The organism is Paludibaculum fermentans (assembly GCF_015277775.1).
Taxonomy (GTDB): domain Bacteria; phylum Acidobacteriota; class Terriglobia; order Bryobacterales; family Bryobacteraceae; genus Paludibaculum; species Paludibaculum fermentans.
In genome coordinates, this window is sequence record NZ_CP063849.1 from 3,893,508 (window position 1) to 3,912,375 (window position 18,868).

The 18,868-nt window shown below is 63.3% G+C and carries 13 protein-coding genes; 12 read left to right on the forward strand and 1 reads right to left on the reverse strand.

What is annotated here, in order from left to right; all coding sequences use genetic code 11:
• Positions 1-479 precede the first annotated feature (479 nt).
• Complete coding sequence (locus IRI77_RS15230) at positions 480-734, forward strand: type II toxin-antitoxin system RelB/DinJ family antitoxin (protein ID WP_228486751.1); 255 nt, start codon at positions 480-482, stop codon at positions 732-734.
• A 3-nt stretch (positions 735-737) separates the two neighbouring features.
• Complete coding sequence (locus tag IRI77_RS15235; RefSeq protein ID WP_194452898.1) at positions 738-1,004, forward strand: type II toxin-antitoxin system YafQ family toxin; 267 nt, start codon at positions 738-740, stop codon at positions 1,002-1,004.
• Positions 1,005-1,138: 134 nt separating this feature from the next.
• Here IRI77_RS15235 and IRI77_RS15240 read toward each other — a convergent pair whose 3' ends face one another.
• Positions 1,139-3,622, reverse strand: coding sequence for an erythromycin esterase family protein (locus tag IRI77_RS15240; protein ID WP_194452899.1), 2,484 nt, complete (start codon positions 3,620-3,622; stop codon positions 1,139-1,141).
• A 603-nt stretch (positions 3,623-4,225) separates the two neighbouring features.
• On the opposite strand from IRI77_RS15240, the gene IRI77_RS15245 reads away from it, so the two are divergent.
• The 10 genes from IRI77_RS15245 (at position 4,226) to IRI77_RS15290 (ending at position 18,798) form a co-directional block, all read left to right on the forward strand.
• On the forward strand, positions 4,226-5,296 hold the full coding sequence (locus IRI77_RS15245) for an IS110 family RNA-guided transposase (RefSeq protein ID WP_194452900.1): 1,071 nt from the start codon (positions 4,226-4,228) through the stop codon (positions 5,294-5,296).
• An 833-nt stretch (positions 5,297-6,129) separates the two neighbouring features.
• Positions 6,130-7,830, forward strand: coding sequence for a carboxypeptidase-like regulatory domain-containing protein (locus IRI77_RS15250; protein ID WP_194452901.1), 1,701 nt, complete (start codon positions 6,130-6,132; stop codon positions 7,828-7,830).
• Between the two features lie 265 nt (positions 7,831-8,095).
• Positions 8,096-8,254 (forward strand): hypothetical protein, encoded by a 159-nt coding sequence (locus tag IRI77_RS15255; protein ID WP_194452902.1) that lies wholly within the window; start codon positions 8,096-8,098, stop codon positions 8,252-8,254.
• Between the two features lie 484 nt (positions 8,255-8,738).
• Positions 8,739-9,476, forward strand: a complete 738-nt coding sequence (locus IRI77_RS15260; protein WP_194452903.1) for a hypothetical protein — start codon at positions 8,739-8,741, stop codon at positions 9,474-9,476.
• 69 nt (positions 9,477-9,545) lie between these two features.
• Entirely contained in the window at positions 9,546-10,664 is a 1,119-nt protein-coding gene (locus tag IRI77_RS15265) for an RNA ligase RtcB family protein (protein WP_194452904.1), read from the forward strand.
• Entirely contained in the window at positions 10,661-11,290 is a 630-nt protein-coding gene (gene prfH / locus IRI77_RS15270) for a peptide chain release factor H (protein ID WP_194452905.1), read from the forward strand. The genes IRI77_RS15265 and prfH overlap by 4 nt, the downstream gene beginning before the upstream one ends.
• 927 nt (positions 11,291-12,217) lie before the next feature.
• A complete protein-coding gene (locus IRI77_RS15275) occupies positions 12,218-16,033 on the forward strand; it encodes a VWA domain-containing protein (protein ID WP_194452906.1) in 3,816 nt (1,271 codons plus the stop codon).
• A gap of 95 nt (positions 16,034-16,128) precedes the next feature.
• Positions 16,129-16,470, forward strand: a complete 342-nt coding sequence (locus IRI77_RS15280) for an ArsR/SmtB family transcription factor (RefSeq protein ID WP_194452907.1) — start codon at positions 16,129-16,131, stop codon at positions 16,468-16,470.
• Entirely contained in the window at positions 16,467-16,973 is a 507-nt protein-coding gene (locus IRI77_RS15285) for an SRPBCC family protein (protein WP_194452908.1), read from the forward strand. Before IRI77_RS15280 ends, IRI77_RS15285 begins: the two co-directional genes overlap by 4 nt.
• A 463-nt stretch (positions 16,974-17,436) precedes the next feature.
• Complete coding sequence (locus IRI77_RS15290; protein ID WP_194452909.1) at positions 17,437-18,798, forward strand: histidine-type phosphatase; 1,362 nt, start codon at positions 17,437-17,439, stop codon at positions 18,796-18,798.
• Positions 18,799-18,868 lie beyond the last annotated feature (70 nt).

Sequence of the window (18,868 nt, forward strand, 5' to 3'; positions counted from 1 at the left end):
ATAGGATCAGCGCAGTGTTGAGGAAGGCTGGAGTTCTGGTAAGAGAGTTCGGGGCGGTCGCATGGCTGATCCCGCTCCTGGACGGCTCGCAAGGCTGGTGCGGCGGCGAGGAAGCGCGGGACACGTGCACCCGTCCCAACGGGGTTTTCGCCGTAGTGATTACGGACTCTCGAGTACGGCTTGCGGGATATGACGCAGAGTTCGCCTTGTAGAGGAGTTGGCAGGGTGCTGTCGTGGGTTCGGCGCCAATTGGCACGACGGAATTGCAGCGACGGCCGAAGGTTGCAGGCGGGATTTGGTGTGATTTGCCCCAAGTTGAGGCCGGGTTTTGGTGATTCGCAGTGGGACGGGTCAGGCTGTCGGCGTCCCGTAGGATCAGGGCGGGTGGGGGCGGCTCGTCGCTATTGCGGTGGAATGTGGGTTGAACTCGTGGAGAGGCGCGCCTGCTTGTGAGATACAATGTATCTCAGAAGGCAATCATGTCGACCACGATGATCCACGTTCGCGTGGACGAGAAGACAAAGCAAAGAGCCACGAAGACACTTGCGGCCATGGGCATCTCCGTATCCGATGCGGTCCGCATGCTGTTGGTCCGGGTGGTGGCGGAGAAGGCGCTGCCCTTTGAAGTGAAGGTCCCGAACGCGACCACGGTGAAGGCGATGCGCGCTGCCGACAAGGGCCAGGGCAAACGCCAGAAGTCCGGCGATACGCTGTTCAAAGACCTGGGCATCTAGCTCGTGCGGAACCCGATCACGGGCGCACAGTTCGGGCGCGATGTGAAACTCGCTCGAAAGCGCGGCAAGGACATGGCGAAGTTGCACGACGTCATCCTGCTGCTGATTGAGGGAAGTCCGTTGCCGTCGCGCTACAAGGACCATACTCTTGGCGGAGAATGGAAGCACTTCCGCGACTGCCACATCCAACCGGATTGGCTGCTGATCTACAAGATTGAGGGCGAGGACCTTTACCTCGTTCGCACGGGAACGCACTCGGATCTGTTCTGAAGGAGTCCCCGAGGCCCAGGTGCAGGGTAGGTACTCGTATAGCGACGGATGCGATGTTAAGGTGGAAGTCCTATTTTCGCAACTGATGCGGCCGCGGCCTTTACCGGGTCGGCTGAGTCCCACGGCATATCTTGTCAGGGCAGCAGCTTGGACGGTGTCGTGTGTTCGAAGAAGATGACCGCGTCAAAATCACATGTCAGCGTGCCCGTCTGAGTCCAGAGCTGGGAGGGGTACAGGCCGGTACTGCGGATTTCCATATCTCGCAACAACCACGAAGATGCCGGATCGTCGGTGGCGACTTTTCGCAGGTCGAGTGCCAGCATCGGCATGCCGGTGGAATGCAGTACGTATTCCAGAGTGCCAGGGGTGGAAAGCTGGGCATAGTACGCACCCGGGTCGCCCTCCGCCTTGGCGTTATAGTACCCGGAATGGAGGAGTTGAGCAATGGGTAGATAGTCGACACCGTGGGCTCGGTCCAGATAAGCCCCCAAGCGGGGCCCATAGGAACTCCTGGCAATGTGATTGTTGTGTGCCCACACCACCATTTTCGCACCGGGGTTCTGTTGCAGAATCCACTCAATATTCGCAGCCATGGCCTGTTCGCGCGATATCCCGCCGTATGCGATCTGCGTTGCCTGTTCGACGATGATCGCGTTTTGAAGGGCCCAATCGACGGTGCGGGCATCGAAGTTCATCAGGTAGTCCGAACGGTGCTCCTGGAGATGTTGCCGGACCGAGATAACCGCGGCCGCGACGGGAATTCCTCTGGTGCTGGAGATGACTTCCCGGTAGAAGGCGTCATTTAGCACCTGCGCTTCCGCATAGGCAGAGATGGCCGTCGAATAGAAAGCGGGGTCAGCCCGTTCCAGGAACGGCAGCACATTCCGGATGGCGCCCGAGACGAGTTGCATATCAAACCCGGCAAACTGGAGCCGCCCTTTGCCAGATTCATTAAACTCACGCATCCACCGGACCATGTCCAGGATTTCCTCTGTGTTCCACCTCCAAACCTGCATCCCCCGAATCAGGCTCACCGGATCGCCGACGCCGTTGAGGAGGTAGTCGTTGAGCCGGTATGCCTCGGGCATGCCGGCTTCGACGGCCAGGACGGTGAAGCCCATGTTGGTTGCCAGGTACTCAAATAACCTGTGCTTCATGCGGAAGAACTCGCTGGTTCCGTGCGTGCTTTCTCCCAGGCCCACGATTTTGGCGTCTCCCACCAACCCCTTCACCCAGGCCAAGTCGTCGAAGCCGTTTCCGGCGTCGGCGGTCAGAAACGGACTTGCCGTCGATTGCACCCACTCCAACTGGTTGGTAGTAGGCTCGCCGCTGAGGGGTGGATTATCGGGGTACACCACATCGTCGACGGAGAATTCCAGATCGTCGAACCACGCCGTGCCGTCGCCAGTTTGCGTAAGCACCAAATACCAGAAGGCCGCCTCGGGATCGACGATCCGCTCAATCGTGCAGAATTGCCAATCCGAAGTTCCGCTGGCACACGCGGCAGTGTCAGTCGAGAGCCGCTCGGAAGGACCGTCGATGAGGAGCATAAGCCCGGCCGAGCCTCGTGTCATTTTGGAGGTCTTGATCCAGGCGCTGACGCGAAGATTCTTGCCGCGCGCCGCAACAATCGTGTTGTCCAGCGGCAGCACTTCATAGGCAAAGCCCATCGCGGGTTCGTTCGCGAAGGTGTTCTTGATCCGCAAGCTCTTCTTACCGGAACGATGCACGGAGCTGTCGAACGCCAGGCTATAGCCAGTTCCCGCATAGTTCCAATACCATGGTGTTCCGTTGAAAGTCACGTTCTCGAACCCGAGATTGGCGTACTGGTAGTGCAGCGCCGAGAGGGTCACGGAATTGGATGGCACGCCGTCGGCCGTCAACTGGAGGGAGGCCGTGCCGCGATTCGCCAGGCTGGGCGGAATGAGAATATCGACCTTATCCATGCCGGGGTGCCCGTCATAGGGAGCAAAGGCGATCACTTCGACATCTTGGACGCCCAGCTTCGCCGTCAGTGTCTCGGCCGCGCGTGCGCCGGTCCCGTAGAGGGAGACAGTGATGCCTCCGTCCGAAGCGGTGAGATCCAGAGGGACGGTCCGGTATCGCCGATACGTCTCGTCGAACTGAACCACTGGCAGCGAGGTCTGCACCCCGCCGACGGAGCCGGTAGCATCGGCCATCGCCGGGCCTCTGCCGTTTTGATTGGCGGAGAAGAGCCCCGGCGCCACTTTCTGGACGAGCAGCGAGCCCTGAAGGGAGTCGCCGGCCGCGTTTCGCAGCACAATGGTGGCGATCCCGATGCTGGTCTCACTCGGGAGGACGAAGTCGACCTGAGACGGGGACGCGAACAGGATGCCAGCCATCCGCACGTCGCCGGCAGCGTCTTCCACTGTCACCGAGGTCCCCGCAAGCGATTCCGCCAGTTGCGCGTGCGTTGCGGATTCCGTGGAAGCGGCAAGGTTCGTGCCGAAGGCGCTAACCCGGGAATCTGGAGCGGCGGTGGGCTGAAAGCTAGCTGCGGAGAGACAGGTAAGCCTGTTCGGCGCGTCATCGGCATGCGCGGGCGCCGCCAGCAGCAAGGCGACGGTGAAGAGGCAACTCTGTACCTTTTGAATCATGCTGATCTCAGCTTGGATAATATCAGGCCTGATTATAGTCTATTCAGAAGCATTAATCGGATACTCCCGTCATCGGCATCCTTGTCAACTCACCAGCCTCCTGCCAAGGGTGGCGGAACCGATTGCGCCCCAGAAGTGATTTGGTGAGCATTCCGACAACTCAGCTCTTCCACAAAGCTTGAGTCAGCGGTTCCACCGTTTTCGTTCCCATGACCGGAGAATGCGTGATTGAGGAGGATACGAGGACAGCCGGAGCGGCGGGCGAGTGCTGTGTGTGTTTGGGTGATCCGTCCCAGCGGCAGTTGGGCTTCAGGGAATGAGTACTCGCAGGCTCGGTATCGCGATTGGGCGGGACGCTTGCGGGACCGACAAGCGGCTTATATTCTGCTGGTTACGCAAGAAAAACACGGCAAGTGGTGGTACCGGTTCAGTTGTCAATGCATCATCGATTGAGCGGAGTCTCCACTGATAAGATACGTGCTTACAGCCATTTAGAATAGGTGTGCGTCATGGATGTTTGAATGAATAAGTAGGGGGCTTCCTGCGGCAAAATGCTGAGACCGGCGTGAAGCCGACTCAGAAACCGAAACGAGGAGAACCCCCATGAATACCTTGTACTATCTCGGCCTCGATGTGCACAAGAAGACCATCGGCTACTGCCTCAAACTTGTCGACGGCTCCATCGTCGCCGAGGGCACGGTGAGCACACAACGGAAATCACTGGAGGCTTGGCTTCGCCAACTCCCCAAACCTTGGTGTGGGGCGATGGAGGCAACCTTGTTTACGGGCTGGATCTACGACTTCCTGCTGCCTCATGCCAAGTCGCTCCAGGTCGCGCACCCGGCCATGCTGAAGGCAATTTCTGCTTCCAAGAAGAAGAACGACAAAGTCGATGCCCGCAAGCTGGCGGACCTGCTGCGATGCAACCTCCTGCCGGTATGCTACATGGCGCCACCGGGGTTGCGGGAACTGCGCCGTCTGCTCCGGTACCGGAGTTTGATGGTACGCCAGGCGGTCCGCATGAAGAACAAGACGGCGGGCCTGCTGATGGAAGTGGGGGCCGAGTACAACAAAGAAAAGCTCCATCAAGCCGGCTATTTCCGAGACTTGCTGGAGACTGTCGAAGAAGTGCCCGATTCCGTGAAAGATCTGCTGAAGATCAGTCGCGGGGCTGCCGAGCTATTCGATGAGGCGCAACGGCGGCTGGTGCTGGGCCTTTTGCGCAATCCGCTTCTCAAGCAACGAGTCGAGCGGCTGAGGAGCATCCGCGGCGTCGGAGAGATTCTGGCATTGACCTGGGCGGTGGAGGTAGGGGAACCGAGCCGGTTCCCGACGGTGGGGCATGCTCTCAGTTACTGCGGGCTGACGAGCGCACAGATCAGCTCGGCCGGCAAAGAGCAGCGGGCTCCGATTTCGAAACAGCGCAACAAACATTTACAGACGATTTTGATTGAAGCCGCCAAGGTGGCCCCGCTGTGGAACCCGCAGCTCAAACTGGTGCACGAACGGGAAAAGAACCGGGGCAATCCCAACCGAGCCACGTTGGCCGTGGCTCGGAAGCTGGTGGCCTACCTGTTGGCGGTGGATCGCAGCGGCCAGCAATTCCAGCCGCGCGCGATCGCGGAGAAAGAAAGCAGATGCCTGGAGGAGCAGGTTGAGATGCCAGCGAAATAACAACCATTGAAGAACGAACAAAGAATCTGCTGTTGATGAGAGCCAGCACCGGCCGTTCCTCCCGGAACTCAGGACTGCGCAATGGGCCGCAAGGTTCGGATGCGCCACACAGGCTGTTTGAGGCCGGCCGGTAGTCCAAACTCAAACTTCCGCGAAGGCCCGAGACGGGCACGGATGTGGCCAATGGATGTCTGGCCACGCCGGCATTCGGCGATGGTCCAACTTGAAGCTGGGGACGTCGACAGGGGAACGGACGGCACGAAAGAAGTTCCACCAAAGGGAGCGCGGGGGAGGGTGTGTTTTCCCTTGACAACTACTTATCATGGATCTCGCCGTCCGTCGCCGTCCCGTGCCTCGCTTTTTGTGGGCTTGGCCTTGCAGCCGAGGACAGGCCTGTTCGGATACAAGGGACAATTCCGGACTACACCGGTGGCAGTACGGAGCTTAAAGCATCGGTGACAGTCAGAAATGAGTCGACGCGACCAATTGTCGGCCTAGTTATTACCCTTCGAGAGGTCGGTGCCAAGAATCCGTTCGTTGCGCACAGGGAATTGTATGAGTCTGACGGTGCAAGGCGATGGCTGCGGCCGGCGGAGGGCAGGCAGGTGTTTATCCGTGTTGGCCGTAGCAAACATCGCCGAGCGTTTTTGCCGCCGGAGGTTGATTTAGTTCTCTTTGCAGACAATACAACATGGGGACCTGATCGCCAACATAGCGCGGAATTTATGAAAGGTCTGCTGGCCGGTGTGCGAGTATCCTCATCGACGCCGGCACGTTCTCCGATAAACTGAGGATGCGTGCATCCTGGAGCAGTCTAAATCTTCGATCAATTTGTGATCCGCTTCATCTCCAACTTTGCCGTGCTGCTGCCAGTGGTCGTCTGCTGCGGCTTCCTCACCTCCGCGGAGGTGGTCGAAATCTCCGGCCGTGTCGTCGAATCCGGATCCGGAACCCCCGTCGCCAACGCCCGCGTCGCACTCTTCCGCGTCACCCCGCGCAGCATCCAGGTGCCGGGCGGTTGGATGTCGCAGGTGCCGGCGGACGACGCCAACCCCGAGGGCAATGTCTTTCTCGCCGACACCGCCGTCGACGGCAGCTTCCATTTCCGCGTCTCCAGCCCCGCGCTGTTGCTCCCACTCGCCTACGCCAAGGGTTTCGCCATCTCCAGCGACTTCACTGACCGTTCAAAGGTCGTCGAGATCCCCGGCGCCGGAGCCGCGCCCTCTTCCCTCCTTCTCTCTCTGGAGCGCGAGTCCTCCCTCTCGGGCCGCGTTCTGGACAAGGAGACTGGCGATCCCCTCTCCGGCTTCGCCGTCACCGCCCGGCTTTGGGCCCACGGAGCCGGTTGGGGTGGCCGCACGGTCGCGGCCGCCACTACCGATTCCTCGGGTGCCTACGTGCTCACCGGTCTCCGGGCCGGCCGGTACGCGCTCCTGGTCCGGCCGCCCGCGAAGCCGGCCTTCACCGAGCCCCTCGACGACCAGGAGTTCCGCGATCGCGTCTCCACCGGCTACGGCCGGGCCATCTACCCCGGCGTGGACGACTTTGCATTAGCCACCCCCCTGGACATCTCGCCGGGATCCACCCTCGAAAAGCTCGACTTTCGCCTTCGCCGGAGTCGGCGCGGCGCGCTCCGCGGTTCCATATCGGTGCCCGGCGACGCCCGCGGAGCCGCCTTTGAACTCCAACTCTTCGAGGATCAATCCACTCTCTCGTCGCTGCAATTCGACCCGCTGGCCCGCCGTCCCGCTCTCGGTGGGGAGCGTTTTCTCATCGAGGATCTCTCTCCGGGAGCGTACACACTGTGCGCCTCGACCCCGCAGGGCGGGCGCACCGCGCCGCTTATGGCCTGTGTGAACCTCTCCATGGACCACACCACCCGCGAAACCGCCGACCTTCGGCCCTTGCCGGATGTCGAACTGCAGGGCGCCCTCCGCTTCGTGGAGCAGCCGCCGCCCACCCAAGCCAAAGGTTATGCGCTGTTGGCCCTGCGGCCGGTCGGGCGCCCCTCCTTCTGGTGGGACAGTCCGGTGAGTGTCCCTCTCGGCGCCAGCCCCGAAGGCCTCTTCCCTGTGCCGCCCGCCATGCCCGGGCGCTACGACGTCGAAGTGAGCGGCCTGCCGCCCAGCCTGGCCGTAGCCGGAATCCGTTGGAACGGAGCAGCCGTCACCGGGCGCCGCATCACCATCGACGGTGCGGCGCCGCGACAGCAACTGGAGCTCGTGCTAACGGCGGCTCTGGCCACGCTCAAGGTCACGCTCAAGGAGGGAAGAAAGAGCGCGGGCGATTGGGTCCTACTGGTACCGGATTCCACCCCACCAGAGCGCATCCTCTGGGAAAGCCGCTCCGCCAATGCCGATCTGGACGGCCGTGCCGTCTTTGCCGCTCTGCCGCCGGGCCGCTACCGTCTCGTGGCGCTCCCCAACGATGGGCGTCCGCTCAGAGACTATCCGATGGACGACCGCTTGCGCGCGGCCCGTGTCGTCGAACTCCGACCCAGCGAAACCGTCCAGGTCGAAGCATCACCCCATTAGGTGGAAGAAAAGGACGGCCCTGAACCCGGAATGCAGCGTGGCCAGCATTAGGCTGCGGCCGCGCACGGAAAGACGCCAGCCTGAGAGCCTGCCGGAAACAGAGTACACTCCACCATCGATTCGCTGAGGCCACTTTGACCTTGGTTGCATCCATGCCGTCTCTCCATGACGTTATTCAGATCTTGTAATTCTGATTCACCCTCTCTGCTTCTTGCGTCACTCGAGGATTGGCTCCCGAGGGCCTCTCGCCCGCCTTGTCGCGAATGTGGTCGACACCCTGGATCTGAGCTTCGTCCTTGTCGCGCAAACGCGGAAGGACGGCCGCGGTAAGGCCGCCTGCCACCCGATCCTGCCGGTCCGCCTTCTGGTCTACGGCTACGCCGTGGGGAAGCGGAGTTCTCGTCAGGTGGAGCGCGCCACCTAGGACGAAGTGCCCTTTCGCTACCTTGCCCGCCGATCAGCATCCCGATCAGGACACGATCTCCGCGATCCGGCGGGTCCACCTACAGGAGCTCGCGAAATTGATTCTGCAGGTTCTCGCTCTACGCAGGAAGGCCGGCAGGAAGGTGGACGGCCCTTTTCCCCGTCCCCTTTTCCACTCCTGAACCGGCTCCTCCCCCAGGTAAGGCGGACGCCCTCGTCCCCAACCGCCCACCTGGCCACCCCTCCTCAATGCCACCGTATTTCCCTGCAAATTCCAACAAATCCCCGCAATCCCACACCTTCTCGTTGACAGCACCACCTTCACGTGGTACTCTGCTTCTGGAAAGGAGCCATCGTGCGACAATTCAACTCGAATTTATCCACATATCCACGCCTTGGAAACGGCGCGGTGCCTGATGGCTCGTCTACGTTCCGTCTCGCCCGCGCTTAACCCCTCAACCTCTCACAACCTGATTGAGGAGTTTATGACGACCACAGACTCGCTGTGTCGGCATTTCTCCCGTATGGGCGCACGGCTCAAACTCCGACAGCCGGATGCGCGCCAGGGAGAGAAGATCCGCATAGACGTCGGCAGGGATCGTGTCGGCGAATTCTTCGATATTCGCTACCATGCCGGGATCATCCCGGAAGTCCTGGACGTCCGGCCCGATATCCATCATCTCGTCTTGATGGTCCGGGACGGCCGCGCCAAGTACAAATACCTGCTCGGCCGCGATGAACGTCACTGGTTCGCCGCCGCGGTGCCCGGTGACGGTGTTCGCGATGTACGTTCCGCCATGGCTAGCCTTCTACCCGCTGAGGTCGAAGGCCGCAGCTACACCCGGCAGGGTGAGTGGTTCTTTGTTCGGGTACGGGATGTCCCTCCGGATGCCCTGTACTTTCGCCATGAACCGCTCAGCCGTGGCGCCGGCAGCAAGCCTCACCTCTGCGAAGAGCTCATGAGGCGCGGCGGCACCACCGTGATGGTCTCCCCGGCTCATCCCAATGGGATCGATGCCGTCGAATACCAGACGCTGATCGCCTCCGACCCCGACGCCTGGCGCCTGAACTGGCGGCAAATGGTGCGGGATGCCGAGGTATTTGCCCGTGGAGACATCCGCCATCGCGATCACAGAACCATCCGTCTCAACGGATGGCATCGCGTCTACCTGAACCGGGAACGCTTCGCGGCCCACGCGCCGCAGATCGCGTTCCTGGACTAACCCCGGGGGGGTGCCCGCCATCCGGTGGGCGCCCCCCACCCCACAACGGAATCTGACGGAAGGGATTGCTTGACTCACGAAACGTGTGAAGTCCGGCTCGTCGCCTCGCCATCCAATTGGATCGAAGGCGCAGCCGTGCAGCAGTTGGAAAAGACGGCCACACTCCCGGGCATGCGGCTCGCAGTGGGCCTGCCGGATTTGCATCCGGGCAAGGGGAGCCCCATCGGGGCCACCTTCTTCGCCGAGGGATGTCTCTACCCGGCTTTGGTAGGCAATGACATCGGGTGCGGCATCGGTCTGTGGCAGACCGGGCTCAGCGCCCGCAACCGAAAACTCGAAACCTGGGCGGACCGCCTGCGCGACCTCGACCGGCCCTGGGATGGCGGCATCCCGCAGCTCCTCGCCGCGCGGGGCATCGCGCCCGGCCCGCAGGATCACACGCTGGGCACCATCGGCGGAGGCAACCACTTCGCCGAACTCCAGCAGCTCGAGAATCTCGTCCATCCGGCCGCCTGCGCGGAGCTCGGCCTGCAAGCGGGCGCGCTGTATCTGTGCGTGCACAGCGGCTCGCGCGGCCTGGGCGAGGCGATCCTGCGCGAGCACGTCGACCGGCACGGTTTCGGAGGGCTGCCGGAAGGCACCCCCGAGGCCGCGGCCTACCTCGCTCGGCACGATCAGGCCAGGCATTGGGCCTCGGCCAATCGCGAGGTCATCGCCGCTCGCATCCTGGAGTGCCTGCGCACCGAAGGAACCCGCCTGCTCGATCTCAGCCATAACTGGGTGGAGCGCGTGGATCTCGCCGGCACGTCCGGCTGGCTCCATCGCAAGGGCGCCGCGCCGTCCACGCAAGGCCCGGTCATCATCCCGGGCTCACGCGGAGCGTTCACCTATCTCGTCCGGCCGCTCCATCCCAGCGCAACGAGCGGCTACTCCCTGGCCCACGGAGCCGGCCGCAAATGGTCCCGCTCCGACAGCCGTGGACGGCTCGAGAAACGCTTCACCGCGAAGGACCTCACCCGCACGGAACTCGGCAGTCAGGTGATCTGCGAAGACAAGGAGTTGCTCTATGAAGAAGCGCCGCAGGCGTACAAGAACATCAATGTCGTCATCCAGGATCTGGTCGACGCCGGGCTGGCCGAGGTGCTGGCCATCCTGCGTCCTGTGATCACGTACAAGGTGCGCCGATGACGCCCCATCCCTCTCACGCCTGGTTCCAGGTCAGCGCCGGCCAAGGCCCGGCGGAATGTGCCTGGGCCGTCGTCAAAACACTGGAAACCATGCAGGCTGAGGCACAAGCCGCCGGCCTCCAATGGAACCTCGTCGAACTCGAGGCGGGCCCCCAACCGGGAACCGCCTCTTCCGCCCTCGTCGCCCTCTCCGGCGAGCGCATCGACACCTTCGCCGCCGCCTGGTGCGGCACCGTTCAGTGGATCGCCCGGAGCCCGTTCCGCCCGGCCCACAAGCGCAAGAACTGGTTCGTGGCCATTGAACGGCTCCAACCGGTGGAGGAGTCCAGCCTCGACCCGAAGGACGTCCGCTGGGAGACCATGCGCGCCAGCGGTCCGGGCGGACAACACGTGAACCGCACGGAATCCGCGGTTCGTGTCACGCACCTGCCGACGGGCTTGCAGGCGGTCTCCGCCAATGAACGCTCGCAGCACCGCAACCGCCAGTTGGCGCTGGCCCGGCTCTCCGCCAGGCTCGCCGCCCTGGAGCAGGAGCGCCGCGCCCGCACTGGCCAACTGCGCTGGCAGGCCCACCAGAGCCTCGAGCGCGGGAACCCGGTCCGGGTTTTCCGAAGCCCCGGTGGCTGAGGCCCGGCCCGCCGGCTCGCTGCGTTCGCGCGCCGGCGGGCTTCGACCAGGTGGCTGCGGAGGGGGCGGTCCCTGGCCGGCCGCTTTCCATCGCCGCTGCGCCTGGTGTGGTGGAGGTCTGGTTCGCGGCACTTCGCGGGCTCCAGCATCGGGAGGTCGGCTGCCGGCAGGCCAGCGGCGACACGCTGTGGAAGACGCGCGAGTTGGAGTATGGGCCTTTTCGCTGGTTGGTTCGAGGCTTGCCGTTGCTCCCCCGCTCCTTTTAGTCGCGGCTCTGAACTTGGCGTCCTCGGCCTTGGCGGGGCGGGGGCCATGGGTGGGGGACTCGATTGAAGACACGCTGGCAAAGGGTCGTGATCCTGCACTGAGTGGAATCTTTCGGTGGCTATCCGCTCATTTACATTCGCGGCTCAATTTGCGCTTCCTCCACTTTGGCGGCCCACTGAGGCATGGTGAGACGCCGTTGAAGACGCGCTGGCCCAGGGTCGCGAGACTGCCGGTGGGAGGCTTGCCGTTGCTCCCCCGCTCCTTTTAGTCGCGGCTCCGAAAGCGGCTTCCCTCGCTCTGGCGGAGAGTCGGGCCATGCGGGATTCCCTTGAAGAGGCGCTGGTAACGGCTCGTCCGGAGGGGGTCGTTGCAGCTCTTCAGCGGGCTATCCGCTCATTTACATTCGCGGCTCAATGTGCGGCTTCCTCCGCTTTGGCGGCCAGGAGGGCCATGGGGACTCCTTCCCGGTCGCGGTTCTCAGCGCGGTGGGGCCCCCTCCGTTGAAGACGCGCTGGCAAAGCGTCGCGATACTGCCAAAGTGGAGCCTTTCGGTGGCTATCCGCTCATTTACATTCGCGGCTCCATGTGCGGCTTGCTTTGCTTTGGCGGCCCATGGGGCCATGAGGGGACTCCGTTGCGGTACGCTGTTGTACTAACAACGTGCCGCCTCGAGTTCACGTTCTCCTCATTCCGGTTCTGGCTGGACTTGCTTTCCCCTTCCCGGCCAGCGCGCAGCATGATGTCTACCTGCGCGGCAAAGTCGTCATGGAAGACGGTTCCGTCCCGGAATACATGGTGACCGTCCAGCGCATCTGTTATGGCATGCAACAGCCTGTGCGCGAAGGCCTCACCTCCCGCAAGACCGGCGAATTCGTACTGCGCCTCTTCGTGAACGAGTTGGGCCAAGTCTATTCCGGTACGAACGGCTACGCTGGCCTGCCGTGCAGCCTGGAAGCTTCCCATCCGGGTGTCATCTCATCCCGCATCGACCTCACGGACCGCCGCATCACCCTCAATCCGCGCCTGCCCGATCTCATCCTGACACCGAAATCCCAGAGCGCCACCCTCCTCGTCAAGGCCAACGTCTCACTCCCGCGAGCCGCCTCCCGCAGTTGGGAGCTGGCCGTCAAACGCCTCACCTCGAACGACTGGGATGGCTCCGAAGCGCCGTTGCGCGCGACCGTGCAGGCGGCGCCCAAGTTCGCGCCCGCCTGGGCCGCGCTGGGCGGTGTCTCTTCGCGCCAGGGCAAGATGGACGAGGCACGCCGCACGCTGGAGCGCGCCGTCGAACTGGATCCTAAACCGATCGCTCCTTACCAGATGCTGGTGCAGGCCCAGGCTGGCCTGAAGGACTGGCCGGCCGTCGCGGCCACCTGCGATAAGCTCTTCGCGGTCGATACCAAGCACGCCTATCTGGAAGCCTACCTATACAGCGCCACGGCCCTCTACCAGTTGCACAACTACGATCAGGCCCTGGCGCGCATCGACGACGCGATCCGCTTCGATCGCCTGCACGAATTCAAACGAGCCGAGTACATCCGTGGCATCGTTCTCGAAGCCAAGGGCGACTATGACGCCGCCGCGAAGAATCTCCGCAGCTACCTCGCCGCGAACCCTCGCGCCAAAGAGGCGGCCGCTATCCACCAGAGAATCGAGAACCTCGGCAAGGAACCACCCGCGGACCTCTCAGAGGAACTCAGCAGCCTCGATCTCAACATGGCGGCTACGGGCGAGACCCAGGTGCCCGGCGGCATCAAAGCGTTCTCCACCATCGCGCAGTTACCCGCCACGCCAACCCCGCACGATTTCTTCCTCGAGTACTGCCGTGCCATCACGGCCAGCCGTCTCGATCTGCCCAACAGGACCCTCGAGGACCAGGAGACCATCGTCGACTTCATCCCGACCATCGCCGCGCTGGAAAGCCTGGGCGAACGCACCGAGCGCGGCTCGGTGATCCGCCTCTCCACCACCGGCGACGCCGCCCTGCGCAGAACCCGCGCCATTCTGGCGGAACTCGGCTGGAAGCTGGTCCCTTCCGGCGAAGGCTACGCCCTGGAAGAGGGTATCCGGAAAGACGGCGCGCTGCGGCAACGAGCCCTGGCCGGCCTGGGCGTGGAAGAACTGGATCTGCGCAACGCTCTCCTCCACGCGCGTGAGTTCACTTTTGAAATCCCCAGGGAGACCGCCCGGCTGGTGGGTGGCGCCGCCTGGAGCCTGCTGCTGAAAGGTGTGCCCGAGGCTGCCGGCGGCCCCGCCGAAATCTTCCTCCGGGACAGGCGTTTCGCCAGGGTCTACGCCGGTCTCGGCGGCATGGATGGTGAATCGGCCGCCGCCCTTGTGTCGTCGGTGGGCCTGGCGAACCTGATCGTGAAATACTCCGCCATCACGGCCGCCTTTGCTGACTCCGTGGAGATCAGCGGCACGAAGGTAGTGGTCCCAGGCGGCGTCAAAGCCGAAGCGCTGTGGGCGAAACTGGCCGGTGCAAAACCGCAGGCCATCGCCCCGTTCCTGCGGGGGCTCTTTGAGAAGGACCAGGGCCGCCTGCTGGCCTTCTATCACGCCCTGGCGCATGCCGATGAGCGGCATCAGCAATTCTTCACGCAGACACCCGAACGCGTGGAGGCTTTCTACAAGTGGTATCACGACACTGCGCCTGTGCCGGGCTCCGTTTTGGCCTCCAAAGGCTGGCACGAAGAGATCCTGCAGTCGATACCGGTTGACGCTTCCGGCCGGGTTCAGTTCCCGGGCGGCCGCACCGCGTGGGGCAAGGACTCGGAGACAGACGACGAGATCCTGCTGCGACGCGCCCCACTGGAAGCCCTTGCGGCCCTGGTGCACCTGGAGCAGAAGCGCGGCACACCCCTCAGCGGCCCGGCCGCCCAGTTGCTGGCCCGGAACTACGGCGAGTGGCGCAACCTCTTCGGCTACTTCGAGAAACTACCCGCCTTGGACGAGGCGGCATTCCATGCCCTGGAGACGTTCGCGACAGAGGCGGCCAAGGCGCCGGAGCGCGACCGCAATCTGATGCTCGGTGAATGGCATTCCCTCGTCCAGATCATCGTGCTCGCCAGCAAAGCCGGGTCCCTCAGCGCCGGCCAGGCAAGCCAGGCCTTTCAACAGGTTTGCGGAGCGTTACGCCCGCCCAATCCTTCCGCCGGCGCGTTGAGTGCATTGCGTTCGATCGCGGGTGTTGCGCCGGACCTCGACGAAGCCCTCATCAGCCACCTTCTCCATCTGACCGGCCGCCGCCGGGAAGCCTTTGAGGAGCTGCGGAAACTCCAGGACGTGCCTCGTCTCAATGGAGTCGCAACAGAACCCGGTTCCAGCGCGCCCCTGCATGCCCTAAGCGGCGCAGTCTACGCGGCCATGCTCGACCCTGGATATCTGCTGACCGCCGAAGACCAGCAACTCCTGCGGAAACACCGCTTCGCCGCCGGCGGCAGCGCCCCGCAGATGTTCCCGCCGTCGTCCCTGCAAGTCTCCAGCGGACCCGCGGGCAGCAACTTCGAGGGCGGCTTTGCCACGTTCGAAGAAGCCGCCCAACCCTTGCGCGGCCGGACGGCCGGTGTACCGCTGATGGAGACGGAACCAGCCAGCGGGGCACCGGCTGCCGTGCCGGGCCCACGCCAGGAGGCCGCGGCAGCGTCGGAGACTGCCCCCGCGGGCGACGCCGATCTCGTTTTCCAGGCGCGCGGACGCGTAGTGGAAGCCTATGCCACCGTCACCGACAGCCATGGCCGCTACGCGGACGACCTCAACCCTGAGCAGTTCAGCGTCCTCGAAGAAGGGGAAAGCAAACCCGTCTTCGCCTTCGAGAGCCGGATGGCGGGCGTATCCGTGGCCATGGTCTTTGACACCTCCGGCAGCATGGTGTCCACGCTGCCGAAGCTGAAGAGCGCCGCCCTGCAACTGCTCGACGATCTCCGCCCCGTGGATTCAGCGGCGGTCTACACCTTCGACGACACAGTGACCGCACGGGTGCCCTTCTCCGAGGACAAGGAAGCCGCCAAGCGCGCCATTCTCAAACTGCACGCCTGCGGGGTCACCGCGCTCTACGAAGCCCTGATCCGCGTCAATCACGATCTGGCGGCGCGCGCGGGCAAGAAAGCCATCATCGTCTTCACCGACGGCGCCGACAACGCCAGCATGTTGTCCGCCGGGTTGGCCATCCAGAAAGCCAAGCAGCGCGGCGTGCCCATCTTCACCATCGCCCAAGGCGGCGCCCTGTTCCATCCGGAACTGGTGAGCGAACTCCACAACATCGCCCAATCCACGGGCGGAGTCCCGTTCCTGATTCACAAGACAGCCGAAATCGCGGATGTGTTCGAGAGGATCTCGCAGGACCTGGCGCACGGCTACATGGTCGCCTTCCAGCCCACATCCGGCGAACACCGCGGCTGGCGCAAGATCAACGTCGAAGTGAAAGGCGCGAAAGGCCTCCAGGTCCGGGCCCGCCAGGGCTACTACGCCGAATAGCCGGCGGGCACGGCCTGCCTGGGACTTTGCCGGGAGAAGCGGCCACCAACAGTTAGGCATTGACCTAACCATTCACGTCCGGTATAGTTAGCCGTGTGCCTAACCAACAGGCCTCTCAACTGGACCGCGTCTTTCACGGCCTGGCCGATCCAACCAGGCGCGCCGTACTCAACCGCCTGAGCAGCGGGCCCGCGGCGGTAAGCGAGCTCGCTAACCCTTTCCGCATGTCCCTACCCGCATTTCTGCAGCATCTCGATGTACTGGAGGAGTGCGGGCTGGTGAAATCTCGCAAAGCAGGGCGTGTTCGAACCTATCAGCTCACTCCGCAGCCTTTGAAAGCGGCGGAAGGCTGGCTCGAACAACAGCGCTCGCTATGGAGCCGCCGGCTGGATCAACTGGATACTTACCTTTCCGATCTAAAGGAGCAGCAACCATGACCACTGCATTCGTGAAGACAAACCCAAAGCTCGACCTGGTGCTGGAACGGCTGGTCGATGTGCCAAGGGAACTCGTCTGGGCCGCCTGGACGCAGCCCGAACACATCAAGACGTGGTTCACGCCCGCGCCGTGGAGCACCGTCGATTGCGAGATTGACCTGCGGCCCGGCGGCATCTTCCGGACCGTCATGCGCTCGCCCGAGGGCGAGGAGACGCCCCACGTTGGTTGTTATCTCGAGGTCGTACCCAACGAGAAGCTCGTCTGGACTTCGGCGCTTGGACCAGGCTACCGGCCGGTCCTCAAGTCCACCGGCACGGGCTCGTGCGACGAGCTGTACTTCACGGCCATCATCACGCTGGAAGCGCAGGGCAACCAGACGAAGTACAGAGTGATCGCGGTGCACGGTGACGAAGCGGCGGCGAAGCAGCACGAAGAGATGGGCTTCCACGAAGGCTGGGGCGCCACGCTGGATCAGCTCGTAGCCCTGGTCAAAACGCTGTAGGCGGCTGTGGCGGGCTCGCGGTCCTCAGCAGAACCCCCGCGAGCCCCCTGGCTAGACCGTGCGATCCCAGGGCGGCAGACCCAGTCGGCTCAGTACCCGCCAACCCGGACCGAGCTCGCTCACGCCGGGAGCCTCATCACCCCTTAGCCCCCTCCACTAGCCCCTCAGCCCCAACCGGCCCGGGGCGTGGACGCCTCTCGACCGCCGCCAGGTGATTTCCGGCGCTGCTCGCCCCGGTCTCCGGTGAAGTCTCCATTAACATTGCTTTCTGATTTTTAAGAATAATCGGGTCTTGAGATCTTTAGTCCGAGCCGATGAGTTAGAGATGAGGTCTCACACGAGAGGCCCGGAAACGACATCCTCGGCACTTTGCTGTGGCGAGCCGCTCGAAGCCGAAACCTCACGCACGCCCTGGGCCACGCACTGGCCAACCCTTGAACCCCCTCAACCAGGAATGTCCTCCATGAACAAGCTCACAAGTCTCCCAATGAAATATTGCCCGATTCCAGCCATTGGACTGCTTCTCGCCTTGTCGCTCTCCTCCGGACTCGCGCTGGCGCAGTCCCGCGCTGAGGCTGTCGACGATACCCAGCTCAAGCAAGTGATCATCTTTGGCCGTCACGGTGTACGGACACCCGTCCTGCCGAATGCCATTCTGAACACGTACTCCTCACAGCCCTTCCCGGACTTCGCCGTGCCCGGCCTGGCCGTCCTGACTCCGAACGGCAGCAAAAACGAAACGCTCCTCGGCGCCTACTTCCGCCTGCGGCTGATCCAGGAGGGACTCCTGACCGGCCAGGACGAAACCGACGCGGCGTCAGTCTACCTTCGCGCCAACGCAACGCCGCTGATTCTCGGTACCGCCCAGGCCTTCGCAGCCGGCATGCTCCCGGCGGCCACAGTCGACATCCACTCCTACGCCGCACCGGCCAACGATCCACTCTTCAACCCCCTGAACGCGGGCGTTGCCACGTTGGATTACCGCAAGGCGGTTGCCGCCGTGAACGGACGTCTCGGCGATAATCCTCAAGCGCTGGCCACCGCCTATGCACCCGAACTCGCCCTCACGCGCTCGCTCCTGTTCAACTACCCCGTCAGCCAGGTGCCGGCCCCTGCGGCTCCTGCAGGCAAGACAGACGTCACAGCCCTCCCCATTACCGTCGCGGTGGGCACCCCCGCTCTGCCCGTCGATCTGGGTGGATTGACCGCTGTCAGCTACGCCATCGATCCTCTGCTGATGCAGTACGCCGACGGCTTGCCCGCGGCCCAGGTCGGCTGGGGCCGGATGTCGGCGGGCGACCTCCTCCAGACCTTCCGCCTGTACAACCAGCTCCTCGACCTCGAATTCCGCACACCTTATCTGGCCAAGATCCAGAGCTCCAACGTCGCCTCCCACGTCGTCCGCTCGATGCTGCAGGCCGCCACCGGCAGCACGATGCCCGGCGCGCTGGGTACGCCCTCTACCAAAGTGGTTGTCCTGGTTGCTTCGAACACCAACGTCACAGGACTCGCAGGCCTGCTCCACCTCGACTGGCTTCTGCCCGGTTACCAGCCCGACGTGTGCGCGCCCGGCGGCGCCTTGGTCTTCGAACTCCGCCAACAGCTAAGCACCGGTGAGTACATCGTCCGGGCCCTCTACATCACGCAGACCATGGATCAACTGCGCAATCTCACAGTCCTGACGCTCGATACGCCGCCGGCCATCGCCCCCGTGTTTATCCCTGGCTGCAGCATTCGAAATTCGACCTTTGACTGCCCACTCGAGAAGTATGTAGAGCTGTCAAAACAAGTGATCGACCCGCACTCGGTCGATCTGATCAACTGAACCTGGTTCGGAAGAGACGACCGCGAACCGCGCACGGACTGGGTGGATTCCGAGACACGCTGAATACACC

Bases quoted from the DNA above. Each gene is read 5' to 3' on its own strand.
- prfH (WP_194452905.1), top strand. From the start codon at position 10,661: ATGACGCCCCATCCCTCTCACGCCTGGTTCCAGGTCAGCGCCGGCCAA.
- IRI77_RS15260 (WP_194452903.1), top strand. From the start codon at position 8,739: ATGACGACCACAGACTCGCTGTGTCGGCATTTCTCCCGTATGGGCGCA.
- IRI77_RS15285 (WP_194452908.1), top strand. From the start codon at position 16,467: ATGACCACTGCATTCGTGAAGACAAACCCAAAGCTCGACCTGGTGCTG.
- IRI77_RS15290 (WP_194452909.1), top strand. From the start codon at position 17,437: ATGAACAAGCTCACAAGTCTCCCAATGAAATATTGCCCGATTCCAGCC.
- IRI77_RS15245 (WP_194452900.1), top strand. From the start codon at position 4,226: ATGAATACCTTGTACTATCTCGGCCTCGATGTGCACAAGAAGACCATC.
- IRI77_RS15230 (WP_228486751.1), top strand. From the start codon at position 480: ATGTCGACCACGATGATCCACGTTCGCGTGGACGAGAAGACAAAGCAA.
- IRI77_RS15240 (WP_194452899.1), bottom strand. From the start codon at position 3,622: ATGATTCAAAAGGTACAGAGTTGCCTCTTCACCGTCGCCTTGCTGCTG.